Below are 12,251 nucleotides of genomic sequence, written 5' to 3'. Positions count from 1 at the left end.
CGTATTACGAGCGTTTTAACAGGAGAGAACTGGGATGCTGGAGATTAACATATAACATATCTATCGGATGATAGTCTATGACTAAAGATTGACACTGAAAATCTCACCTATTAAGCAAAACATTGTTCATATGTATCCCATCCCCACCATATAATTATCAGATAATTAAAACAATAACGTTTCTATGATATACAAATATAGGGATGACTGTTATAATACTGTTAAATAAATTATCTTCTGTATTATAACATTGTGCATTTTGTACTTAGGGGGATGGGAAATGACAATTTTAAAGGGGTTAAAAATTCTCGATTTTTCTTCATTATTGCCTGGTGCTTTCACGACGATGATGTTTGCTGATTATGGAGCGGATGTAATCCATGTCGAATCTTCACGAAGAGTTGAAATGATGCGGATTATGCCACCCTACAATGAAGAGAAGGAATCCTATATTCATCAACACTTAAACCGTTCCAAGAAATCGCTTACACTTAATTTGAAAACACCTGAAGCCATCGATATCGTAAAATCCTTAATTCAAGAATATGATATTGTCATAGAAGGTTTTCGACCTGGTGTAATGAAGCGTTTGGGTATAGACTATTCGTCTTTGAAAGAAGTGAATCCAAAGCTTATCTATTGTTCCATCACAGGCTATGGGCAAAATGGACCTTTTCAGAATCGTCCTGGCCACGATAATAACTACCTTTCAATCGCCGGGGTTCTAGATCACTCCCGATTAAAGGGGAAAAAACCGGTTGCTATGGGGATACAGATCGCAGATATTGCTGGAGGGGCATTACATGCAGCAGTAGGGGTGCTGGCTGCAGCTTTATACCGTGAACAAACAGGTGAAGGCAAATTGATTGATATTTCCATGACGGATGCCGCTTTTACATTCAATGCTCTGTATGGTACTTCGTTCTTAACTAGTGGCGAACTGCCAAAGCCGGAAGAAGAGATATTGAACGGGGGAACCTTCTATGATTATTATCAAACAAAGGATGGACGCTATTTCTCTGTCGGAAGCCTAGAACCGCAATTTAGGAAACTATTGTGTGAAGCGCTGGATATACCTGAGTTAACCCAGAGTACATTCAATGATTCATCCTATACCCAAAAACGCTTTAAAGAAGCGGTAAAGGATGCATTTCTTACAAAAAACTTTAATGAATGGCTCGAAATCATTCATGATTTCAATGGCTGTGTTGAACCTGTTCTAACATTTGAAGAGGCCATTAATCATCCACAGATTCAAGCGCGGCATATGGTTGTGGAGGTCCCTGAAGCAGGTGGGAAATGCCAAAAACAAATCGGGGCAGCCATCAAGTTTGATGAAATGGAGCCAACCTATAAATTTGTTGGGGCTAAGCTGGGTGAGCATACGCATGAAATTCTAACTACTATCGGTTATACAGAGGAACAAATAAAGAGTTTAAACGAAAGTGGCGTTTTGGAATAATTGTCTCGGAAGGGGGTGTCTGTTTTAATAAGACGCCCCCTTTTTGAAACTTTTTATAAGTTAAAACGTATTTTGATAGTGGGATTCCAAAATTAAGGAAAACTTCATAATTTTATTCATTTAATCTTAATAATTTATTGTTAGTATAGAGAGTAGATTGAATTTGCGGGGTGATGGGATGAACAGAATGGTTTATATTGTGCTAACAAAAACTAAAACGGTATTGTCCAAGGCAATCCAAATTTATACACAGCATGATTTTAATCATGTCTCAATTTCCTTTGATGCCGAGTTAAAAGAAATGTATAGCTTTGGCAGAAAAAATATAAATAATCCCTGGATCGGTGGTTTTGTGCATGAAAATCCATCATCAACCCTGCTTAGAGAATCTAATTGCGTGATTTTTGCTTGTCCTGTGACAGAACAACAATATACGCTTCTGAAGAACAGAATCGCTTATTATAAGCAAAATAAAAATGTGTATAAGTATAATTTTATAGGGTTATTTGGTGTTGCATGCCGTGTGAAAATAAAAAGAGAGAGAGCTTTTTTCTGCTCTCAATTTGTAGCAACTTTATTTGAAGAAGCGGGCCTCCCCATTTACGGAAAAAGCCCATATTTTATGAAACCACATGATTTTATTCATTTGCCCTACTTAACCTTTATTTATAAAGGAAAAGTTGAAAATTTTATTGGTGTTACGCAAGAAAAACACATGAGAAAAAGATCCCGATCTGCTTTGCATGCGATAGCACTGTCAGCTATTTACATGGGCAGAAACAAAGTCTCGTAAATTATCAAAGTGTCTATCGATTAATAAGTACTTTTTGTATACTTCTATCAATTTTTCGAAAAGCTCATAGTGCTGTGTTACAAATAGCGATTTTAAGATGTTGCATAGATGCTTTGAGGTCATATGAGCAATTTCAAAATAAGGACTTTGCTCATCGCGATAGCTCTGTAACCAGATTTCAATGGACTGTGCCACATACTGGGGCGAGTTATGGACAATATAGGCAATATCTCGTTGTACAGTAGCTTCAATCTTGAATATTGCGTCTTGGTCAGATTGTTCGCGGTCAAAATATTCATAAAGGCTGAGGCATGATGCAATTTCATGTTGTTTTAGCAGATCAACAACCTCATGGTATTTACTATTTTGAACGAGTGCTTCAATAAGGATGTAAAAGATTTGTTCTAAATAGTTTTTATCATAGCGTTTGACAAGTGTATCTGGTTCCGGCTTTAAATTCGGCAGGACATCACTATACTCCAAAAATAATTCGATGGCATGGTTGACTAAACGATCATTCGCTATTAAAAAACTTCCATATTCAATTACTCTTGCCGAATCATTATGCTCCGCAGCAGTAATCGCTTGAATATAAGACAAAAGTGTATACTCCTTTTCAGATAGAGCCCATTTCCCTTTACCCCATGAAGCAATAATTTCTTCAACCAGAGAATCCACTTTCCGAAAGTGACGTTTTCCGCCATTAAAATGAGAAATTAAATTATATAAATGAAGTTCTTTTAAATGATAGGAACGAATATTTTCATCATCTAGATACTCTATCAGATGATTGGTAATGATGACGGATTGATTTAAAGTAAAATGGCTCTCCAGCAATAATTTGAAGTGCTTCATCAATTCGTTGACATTATGGATATGATCGAGAGAAGTTTGCATAAATAAAGAATAGATTTTTTTGATAAACAAGACTTCCCAAAATTTATTCGTATCATTAAGAATCGTATGTAAAAAATATTTATTGCCAACCTGATAGAGGTAAAGCTTTCTTAGCCCGCCAACAGACTTTGTCTTAGTCCTCACTTCTTTCCCAAAAACAAGCCCAATGAGATGATCAAACTCTATTCGGTTGTGTATGGTGATGTAATCCCAAATAACTTTCTTCCCGGATTGGGTAGAAAAGAACTCTTCTAAACGATCATTTGCATTTACAAGATCTATTGATGTTTCCTGTAAGCTAGAATGCAAGAATAAATCTACGTTTCCCCAGTACTTTTGAGCAATCTTGAATAGGAGATTTTGGGCTTTCGTCTTCGTCACCAATAGGGATTGAATCGGAAGTAGTGCGCCGAAAATGTCATGATGAAATTCCCCACTGTCACTCAAGCTTAAAACTGCATTTTCAAGAGGTTCACCAATCATGCCTTTGGATTTGTTCAGCAGCAATTCATCAATTTTTAGCATAGGTATCTTCCTTCCGAAGAGAAATCTTAATCAAAATATACCAAATAATCTTGCCCCAATGTGTTGGAAATTGAAAATTACAAATTTTATCATGTTGCTGCTATTTTCAATACGAAAAAACGTCTAGTAAAGGAAAGGAGATCACCTTTATAGACGTTTTGTTATTTTTTAGGGTTGGCCTTTAATGTGAATGCCGATAAAATTGTTGCTATATATACAACAACCGTAAAAATTATACTTCCAATAGGCAGCTCGCCTGTATTTGAATAGGTTCTTATTAAGCTGATCGTAAATAGGATAGAGACAAAAAGACAGATAAAGAAGTGCATTTTATTATTGCGTGTTTTCATATTTAACCTCGTTTAAATGTATTTACTTTGATGGTAACAGAGTTGTGGAAGTGCTGGCAATCCTTTCATGCTACCAAACTGTGCTGAAATTGATGATTGTCGCATAATTGCAACAATAATTTTTTGGCTTTAAAGTTTTGTTATACTTAAGTTTTCATTTTGGGTATAAAAGGTTTCGTAGGTTAGTCGTAAAAGAGGTGGAATCATCTCCATCTTTTTTTGCTTTACTTATGTTTTTCCAATATATCTTCTTAATTAAGAAAGAGGTAAAATAAGAATAATAAAATCGTATACTTGGAAAGGAACAAAAATCGATGATCTACTTATCCATGATATTCTTTCAAATCGTTGCACCGATTTTAGTATTGTTAGTGATTGGTGTGGGATTACAGAAAAAATTCACATTTAATTTAAAAGCAATGTCGCAGTTGCTCACCTATTGCTTTATGCCAATAGCGGTCTTTCTAAATATTTATGAGACCTCTATCCAGTTAAGCGTACTTGGACAGGTGGCATTATTCATTACAATTTTTATAGGAAGCCAAATGGTTTTAAGTCACTATATCGCTAAGCTTCTTGGTCTCGAGCGAAGTGAAACGGCTGTCTTTAAAAATAGTGTTGTCCTGATTAACTCTGGAAATTATGGGATTCCCGTAGCTCAAATGGTTTTTGCCACGCAGCCGATAGGGGTTGCGATTCAGGTAATCCTTGTAATTTTCCAGAATATGACGACCTATACATATGGCTTGTACAATTTAATTTCTGCAACCAAATCAGGTAAAGAGATTTTCAGGGATTTTTTAAAAATGCCGATTGTTCATGCACTTATTTTGGGTGTCCTATTGAACGTATTTAATGTCGAAATACCACAACCTTTCAGGATTCCTCTTGATCATATTTCAGATGGGTTCGTTGCCATGGCACTGATTACACTTGGCGCACAGCTTGCTCAAATTGAATTAAGGACGATGCTGAATAAGACAATCCTGATCAGTTGCTTTACAAGATTGATCATTGGTCCAGCCATGGCTTTAGGTGCAATCTATTTATTGGGAATCGATGGGGTAGTGGCACAGTCGCTTTTGATCGCTAGTTCATTCCCAACCTCAAGAAATAGCTCAAGCCTTGCACTTGAATATGATATAGAATCAAACACAGCAGCCCAAACAGTCTTATTTTCCACCATCGTTAGCTGTTTAACGGTAACATTTGTTATCTATTTATCGACAGTCCTGTTCGGATAAAGGTTATATGGAAATATAGACACTCCTTTTGGAGAATACCCATGGTAACCACTAAAAAATCTTGACGGCACCTTTTTAATCGCAATAAAGCACTCGCTAATATTTTTTGATTAAAAAGGTAGCCAAAGGACATTATCTTAGCATCCTACTTTTTCTACCACCTCAAAAAGCATAGTACTTTAGACCGCACCCTCTTTAGCTGCATAAATTCGCAGAAGATACTAATTTAGTTAAAATTACCTATAACAAAGTTATTCCTTGGAATTAGCGTATAATAAAAAATGGATATTATAAATGGAAAATAACTATAAAAAACATAAATTATAGCCTTTTTGCATTGTTTTCCTTCTTATAATTATTAAATTACTAGTTAGTTTAATAACTGTTAAATATTCTGATATATTATGCTATTATATCAAAGTAACTATTATAGGAGGGTCAAAAGTAACTTCATGAATAAACAAAAAAGAAGAAAAAGTATTAGATTTAATATGACGTTGAAAACGAAATTATGGACAGCGTTTTTATTTGTCCTAATTATACCGGCCGTAATTGTCGGGGCATTTGCATTTAACTTTGCCAAGGGCGTTGTAAGAGAGGATATGGCGCACACTGCAAATCTTTCGGTTACGCATCTAGATCGTACAATCGATAATTTTATCAAACCGAGAATTAGAGATATTGAAGCCCTTGCGGACACAATCAATGCTTCTGAAGTTCAGGTACAAGAGAACTCGAATATAGGAGTTAGTGAAAATGTAACGAATCAACTTACTAACTACGCAAATACCAATCTAGATTCAGAGCTAGTATTTATTGGAACAGAAAAGGGTGTCTATATTAATGTTCCTTCATCATTTAAAAATCCTCCAGACTTTGATCCAACAACTCGTTTTTGGTATCAAGAAGCAATGGAGAATGAAGGAAAAGCGATTATCACAGCACCCTATATCTCATCATCTACGGGAAGCTTAGTGATTTCCATTGCTAAAACAACCAAAGATGGACAAGGCGTAGTAGCTGCAAACGTTAGTTTAGAAGAATTGAAAGAATTAGCAGCGGAAGTCACAGTTGGTAATACAGGCTATGCCTACTTATTAGACGAAGAACAAAAATTTATTTATCATCCTACTAAAGAAATTGGTTCTGTAGCACCAGATAATGTGGAATATACTAACTTATACAAGAGTGATTCAGGAACATTCAATTACTTGGATGAGGATAAAGAGCAAAAGGATATGTTCTTTACTACAAATGAGTTAACTGGCTGGAAAATAGCAGGAACAATGTATTCCAGTGAAGTTGACGAAAATGCAATGCCGATACTCATTAATACAATTATCGTTCTGATAATTAGTTTAATTGTAGGTAGTATTGTGATCATATTTGTTATTCGTTCAATCACAAAACCTATTAATAAATTAATTCATTCGGCAAATAAAGTGGCGGATGGTGATTTTACGGAACAAATTGAGGTTCAGAATGACGATGAAATCGGAAAACTTGGCAACAGCTTCAATAGTATGGTAAATACGTTAACTGGCATTATTGCTAGATTGAAACAAACGATTGATCACTTGGCATCTTCGTCAGAGCAATTAGGAGCAAGTTCTAATCAGACAACTTATGCGACTGAACAAGTGTCTTCAGCCATTCAGGAAATTGCGAGCGGCGTTGAAAAGTCTTCCGAGAAACTAGAGGAAAATGAGAAATCGCTTGAACAAATACTGGAAAGTATCTCTAAAGTATCCGAAAAATCTAAGGATGTAACGCAACTAGCTAGAGAATCTTCTACAGAAGCAGAAGTGGGTAGACAATCGGTAGAAGCAAATCTAGAACAAATGAAATATATCAATGAATCTGTGGGCAAATCGAACGAAATGATACAATCATTATCAGCGCGATCCAAGGAAATTGGTGAAATTCTGAATGTTATAAGTGGAATTGCAGACCAAACTAACTTACTAGCATTAAATGCGGCGATTGAAGCAGCAAGAGCTGGTGAACACGGTAAAGGGTTTGCGGTTGTGGCAGACGAAGTTAGAAAATTAGCTGAACAATCACAATCATCCACGAAACTCATTGGAGAAATTATTTCAAGTATTCAAAAAGACACAGAGATATCAGTGAAAATGATGAGTGAAGTTCTTGTAAATGCAAATCAAGGTTTAGCGGTGACCGAAGAAACATCGGATAAATTCCTGCAAATCATTGAAAATACCCGAAATATTACTCCTGAGATAGAAGAGATGACGGCAACAATGAATAGAATTTCCGTTAGTGTCCAAGATGTAGTGGCGACTGCGAAAACTCTTACAGAAGTAGCGCAGGAAAACGCGGCAAGTTCTGAAGAAGTAGCAGCATCTACCGAGGAACAACTGGCTTCAATGGAAGAAATCAATTCATCCGCTAAATCTCTAACAAATCTAGCAGATGAACTTAAAAATGTTGTACAACAATTCAAGATTTAAAATTGACGCAGAGTTGCTTTATGAAGCAACTCTGTTTTTTTAATCCAAATATGCAAAAAGAGGATTTATGTTCATATATTAAACATAAATCCTCTTATTCGTAATCGAATGAAACAATAGATTACAAAGCTTTAATCTTTGGATTGGATATCAATGATAAGGATGGATAAGCCTTTATTCGATGCTATCTATTAAATTATTGACTTACTGTAGCCAGGTAAGGATTTGAAAGGTCCATGCCATCTAGAGTTAAGCCAAGAGCTTTAGCTACACCTTCACCGTAAGCTGGATCTGCTAAGTAGCAGTGTAGAATGTGGCGGCGTTGAATAAACTCTTCTACACCTTGTAGGTTTTCTGCAGTGTTTTGGAATAGAACTTCTTTTTGCTCTGCAGACATTAAGTTAAATAATTTACCGGGTTGCTCGAAGTAGTTGTTGTCATCTTCGCGGAAGTCGTAGATGTCAGCACCACCGTCTAAAGCTAATGCAGGCTCTTTGTATTGTGGTTGAGCTTGCAGTGCACCATAGCTGTTTGGATAGTAAGAAATTGCACTACCGTTGTTTCCATCAACTCGGCCTTGACCATCGCGGTGGTAAGCCATGAATGGGCAACGTGGTTTATTAACCGGGATTTGATAATGATTTACACCTAAACGGTAGCGAGTTGCATCTTGGTAAGCGAATAGACGAGCCTGCAACATACGGTCAGGTGAGAATCCGATTCCAGGCACTACGTTCGATGGAGCAAATGCTGCTTGCTCTACATCAGCAAAGTAGTTTTCAGGATTTTTGTTTAATTCAAATTCACCAACAGGAATAAGTGGGTACTCAGATTTATACCAAACTTTCGTTAAGTCGAATGGGTTGTCTTTAGAATTGCGAGCTTGTTCTTCTGTCATAACCTGGATGTACATTTTCCATTTAGGGAAGTCGCCTTTTTCGATAGCGTCGAATAGGTCGCGTTGTGAAGATTCGCGATCTTGACCAATCACTTTTGCTGCTTCTTCACCAGATAAGTTTTTGATACCTTGTTCAGTACGGAAGTGGAATTTCACATATACACGCTCATTGTCATCATTGATCATAGAGTATGTGTGGGAACCGAATCCGTGCATGTGACGGTAACCATCTGGAATACCACGGTCGGACATTACGATTGTTACTTGGTGTAATGCCTCTGGTAGGCTAGTCCAGAAATCCCAGTTGCTATTAGCGTTGTGCATATTCGTTTTTGGGTCACGTTTAACAACGTGGTTTAAATCCGGGAAGTGTAATGGATCGCGGAAGAAGAATACAGGCGTATTGTTACCTACTAAATCCCAGTTGCCTTCTTCAGTGTAGAACTTAAGTGCAAATCCACGGATATCACGCTCTGCATCAGCCGCTCCACGTTCACCAGCTACAGTAGAGAAACGGGCGAACATCTCTGTTTGTTTCCCAACTTCAGAGAAAATTTTTGCTTTTGTATATTTTGTAATGTCATGAGTTACTGTGAATGTACCAAATGCACCTGAACCTTTGGCATGCATACGGCGTTCTGGAATAACTTCACGGTTAAAATTCGCTAATTTTTCAATTAAAAATACGTCTTGTAATAGAATTGGGCCACGGCGACCAGCTGTCAACACATCATCATTGCTTACAACCGGAGTACCAGTAGTAGTAGTTAAACGTTGATTATTATTTGTCATTTTTTGTACCTCCTAAATGAAATAAATCTCTTCAAAAATGAGTATAACAAAACCAAATCATAATTTCTACTAAATTATAATAATTCTTTTTAAGAAGTATTTATATTTAACTGATTATTTCTGATATTGCATGTTAGTAGCATGGAAATTGACTGCCTTTTTAGTGATGAGTTGAAGTTGAAACTTCTATGTTAGGCGTTAGCGAGAGATTCTGATACATTTGTTATTGGCGATCCCTATGTATTATTTTAATAGAATAATATGTGTAAATAATGTGAGGAAATTCACTCTTATTGAAAAAAATCGTTCTAATTGAAAATGAAGTTGAATTTCGTTTCTCGTCTATTCTTTATAACTATTATTATATAAGATAAATATTAAGTTTGAAAAGAATAAAACCCGTTGTGAATGAGGGGGAGTGCTAAATTCTAATTTCATGATTCAAGGTGGTCGGAAGGGGAGCGATAAAGCATTTTATGCAGGGAGTTTGTGGTGGCGAAGGTCTTCATAGTGTGGATGAAGCACTTTGTGGAGGTAGTTTGTGGTAGGGGAGAACTGCATTAGTGTAGATGAAGCGCTTTATGAGGTGATTTGTGGTGGAGGAGTACTTCATTGTGTGGATGAAGCACTTTGTGAGGTGATTTGTTAGTGGAGAAGGTCTTCATAAGGAGGATGAAGCACTTTGTGGAGGTAGTTTGTGGTAAGGAAGGACTTCCTGAGCAGAATAAAGCACACTGTATAAGGTTGTATCTAGTTGGATCAAGGTGACTGTTACTAATCGCACCCTAAAAGAGACAAACTAAGGCGCCACCAAGCCCGAACCGTCACCAACCATCCCCTAAAGGGACAAATCAAAGCTTCGCTAAGTCCGAACTGTCTCGGAACCGCCCCCTAAAGTAACGAACCAAAGCGCCATCAAGCCCCAAACTTTCTTAATTCCATCAGCTCTAAACCGGTCACTGCAAAACTCACATCGAAAACAAGACCTCAATCCCATCCAGCTATAATTTTGTCTATTCTTAGTCATATATATAATTTACATCTTTTAGCTGGCCACTCTTTCATTGAGTTCGTGAAATTCAATCCTATAAAATAGGACTATGGAGGGACGGACCATGACCCAATTATATGAGCAAAATGAAAAGCAACGTAAAGAAGCAATTGAATTTTTAACTTTATATAAGAATGAAACCGCTTTAACCGATGATTGGTTAAGGAATCGATTAGTGGAAATCGAACAAGATCAAACATATATCCCAACAACGGAAGAACTAATATTTGGTGCAAGGATTGCATGGAGAAATAGTAATCGTTGTATAGGAAGACTCTTTTGGAACTCTTTGCAAGTTTTTGATGAACGTCAATTAGAGACTGAGGATGAAATCTACCAGGCATTGCTTCAACATATTGAATACGCGACAAATGGCGGGAAAATTCGGCCGACGATTACCGTTTTCAAACCCAATTGCATAAGAATCTGGAACTATCAATTAATCCGTTATGCGGGATACGAAACTGAGAATGGGATAGTTGGCGACCCAGATTCCATCCAACTTACAAAGGTGTGCGAGGACCTGGGATGGAAAGGTGAGGGAACACCCTTTGATGTATTACCGTTAGTTATTCAAATAGGCAACAACAAGCCTGCCCTATATAATATTCCCAAAGAATATGTATTGGAAGTGGCTATCCGTCATCCTCAATATGAGGAACTATCCCGGCTTAATCTAAAATGGTATGCAGTGCCAATGGTTTCCAATATGAAGTTGAGTGTGGGTGGAATCGAATTTCATGCAGCGCCATTTAATGGCTGGTATATGGGCACCGAAATAGGGGCGAGGAATTTCGCGGATGTGAATCGCTATAATTTATTGCCAACTGTTGCAGAAATAATGGATCTTGATACAAAATCAAATATCTCTCTTTGGAAAGATCGCGCTCTTGTAGAATTGAATCTTGCCATACTTCATTCCTTTAAAGCCGATGGAGTTAGTATCGTCGATCATCATACTGCAGCCCAACAATTTGAATTATTTGAACAACAAGAAGAAGCAGCGGATCGTCAGGTCACAGGGAATTGGTCGTGGTTGATTCCACCAATTTCACCGGCAACTACCCATATTTTCCATAAACCGATTGAGAATCTCATAAAAAAACCAAACTACTTTTATCAAAAAAATCCCTTTTGAATAAAAAAGGAGCCTCTCTTCATTTCAATGAGAGGGCTCCTTCTCTTGTTATTATTCGATTTAATCACACACTATCGTTTCTTTAAAATCATGTCGATTAATTCATCACGGTTGATTAAATACACGTCATTTGACTCGGCCAGTTTTTCGGCTTGTTTTGTGAAATAACTATTTGTTACAACCCATCCTTGAGTTGCTTCGTACATTCTTAAGGCACCGATAATCTCCTGGACGGCTTTTACGCCAACGGTTCCAGAGTAGCGTTTCGCCTGGACAGCAATAATATCCTCTCGATCCTCCAGGATTAAATCAGCCCCATAATCTCCCGAGGCCTTAGTATAGGAAACATGATAGCCGCGTTTAGTAAAAAGGCGACCCAAGTATTCCTCAAACTCTTCACCTGTCATTTCATCAATTTCCCTAATGCCGGCTTTTCTTAATCGCGCCGATCCTCTTGTACTTAGCCAAATCTTAAAAATGATGAGCACAAGCAGGAAAGTAACTACAGCGGCAAGGGCGCCGTTTGTTGTGCCGGTATAGCGCCAGCCGGCATAGCCAATCGCAAGTAGGACGAGTATTGGAATTAATCGAAATCGTGATTTCTTTTTTTCTTTGTTCTTTTCCAACAAG

9 protein-coding genes are annotated in these 12,251 nt (G+C 37.3%); 5 read left to right on the top strand and 4 right to left on the bottom strand.

What is annotated here, in order from left to right:
• The first annotated feature begins 280 nt into the window (after positions 1-280).
• The gene (locus tag QYB95_RS14030; RefSeq protein WP_301138967.1) at positions 281-1,462 is read left to right on the top strand and encodes a CaiB/BaiF CoA transferase family protein; all 1,182 of its coding nucleotides are present in this window, start codon (positions 281-283) and stop codon (positions 1,460-1,462) included.
• 178 nt (positions 1,463-1,640) lie between these two features.
• A complete protein-coding gene (locus QYB95_RS14025; protein WP_301138966.1) occupies positions 1,641-2,255 on the top strand; it encodes a C40 family peptidase in 615 nt (204 codons plus the stop codon).
• On the opposite strand, the gene QYB95_RS14020 is transcribed toward QYB95_RS14025, so the two are convergent.
• A complete protein-coding gene (locus QYB95_RS14020; protein ID WP_301138965.1) occupies positions 2,220-3,677 on the bottom strand; it encodes a hypothetical protein in 1,458 nt (485 codons plus the stop codon). The two genes, QYB95_RS14025 and QYB95_RS14020, sit on opposite strands and share 36 nt — an antisense overlap.
• A 161-nt stretch (positions 3,678-3,838) precedes the next feature.
• Positions 3,839-4,027, bottom strand: coding sequence for a hypothetical protein (locus QYB95_RS14015; RefSeq protein ID WP_301138964.1), 189 nt, complete (start codon positions 4,025-4,027; stop codon positions 3,839-3,841).
• Between the two features lie 314 nt (positions 4,028-4,341).
• Between QYB95_RS14015 and QYB95_RS14010 the strand changes: the two genes are divergently transcribed.
• On the top strand, positions 4,342-5,271 hold the full coding sequence (locus QYB95_RS14010; RefSeq protein WP_301138963.1) for an AEC family transporter: 930 nt from the start codon (positions 4,342-4,344) through the stop codon (positions 5,269-5,271).
• Between the two features lie 452 nt (positions 5,272-5,723).
• Positions 5,724-7,742: a methyl-accepting chemotaxis protein gene (locus QYB95_RS14005; RefSeq protein WP_301138962.1), complete on the top strand. Its 2,019-nt coding sequence runs from the start codon at positions 5,724-5,726 to the stop codon at positions 7,740-7,742.
• A gap of 196 nt (positions 7,743-7,938) precedes the next feature.
• Here the strand turns inward: QYB95_RS14005 and QYB95_RS14000 are convergent, their stop codons facing one another.
• Positions 7,939-9,432, bottom strand: a complete 1,494-nt coding sequence (locus QYB95_RS14000; RefSeq protein ID WP_301138961.1) for a catalase — start codon at positions 9,430-9,432, stop codon at positions 7,939-7,941.
• Positions 9,433-10,547: 1,115 nt separating this feature from the next.
• Between QYB95_RS14000 and QYB95_RS13995 the strand changes: the two genes are divergently transcribed.
• The gene (locus QYB95_RS13995; protein WP_301138960.1) at positions 10,548-11,621 is read left to right on the top strand and encodes a nitric oxide synthase oxygenase; all 1,074 of its coding nucleotides are present in this window, start codon (positions 10,548-10,550) and stop codon (positions 11,619-11,621) included.
• A 71-nt stretch (positions 11,622-11,692) separates the two neighbouring features.
• On the opposite strand, the gene QYB95_RS13990 is transcribed toward QYB95_RS13995, so the two are convergent.
• A complete protein-coding gene (locus QYB95_RS13990) occupies positions 11,693-12,247 on the bottom strand; it encodes a restriction endonuclease (protein WP_301138959.1) in 555 nt (184 codons plus the stop codon).
• Between the last annotated feature and the right edge of the window lie 4 nt (positions 12,248-12,251).

Source organism: Ureibacillus aquaedulcis (genome assembly GCF_030418165.1).
Lineage (GTDB): Bacteria > Bacillota > Bacilli > Bacillales_A > Planococcaceae > Ureibacillus > Ureibacillus aquaedulcis.
The sequence above is the reverse complement of the archived record's forward strand: the minus strand, read 5'-3'. Positions and strand labels throughout refer to the sequence as shown.

Excerpts from the sequence above, each read along its gene's own strand:
- QYB95_RS13995 (WP_301138960.1), top strand. The coding sequence starts at position 10,548 with ATGACCCAATTATATGAGCAAAATGAAAAGCAACGTAAAGAAGCAATT.
- QYB95_RS14005 (WP_301138962.1), top strand. The coding sequence starts at position 5,724 with ATGAATAAACAAAAAAGAAGAAAAAGTATTAGATTTAATATGACGTTG.
- QYB95_RS14030 (WP_301138967.1), top strand. The coding sequence starts at position 281 with ATGACAATTTTAAAGGGGTTAAAAATTCTCGATTTTTCTTCATTATTG.
- QYB95_RS14000 (WP_301138961.1), bottom strand. The coding sequence starts at position 9,432 with ATGACAAATAATAATCAACGTTTAACTACTACTACTGGTACTCCGGTT.
- QYB95_RS14025 (WP_301138966.1), top strand. The coding sequence starts at position 1,641 with ATGAACAGAATGGTTTATATTGTGCTAACAAAAACTAAAACGGTATTG.
- QYB95_RS14020 (WP_301138965.1), bottom strand. The coding sequence starts at position 3,677 with ATGCTAAAAATTGATGAATTGCTGCTGAACAAATCCAAAGGCATGATT.
- QYB95_RS14010 (WP_301138963.1), top strand. The coding sequence starts at position 4,342 with ATGATCTACTTATCCATGATATTCTTTCAAATCGTTGCACCGATTTTA.
- QYB95_RS14015 (WP_301138964.1), bottom strand. The coding sequence starts at position 4,027 with ATGAAAACACGCAATAATAAAATGCACTTCTTTATCTGTCTTTTTGTC.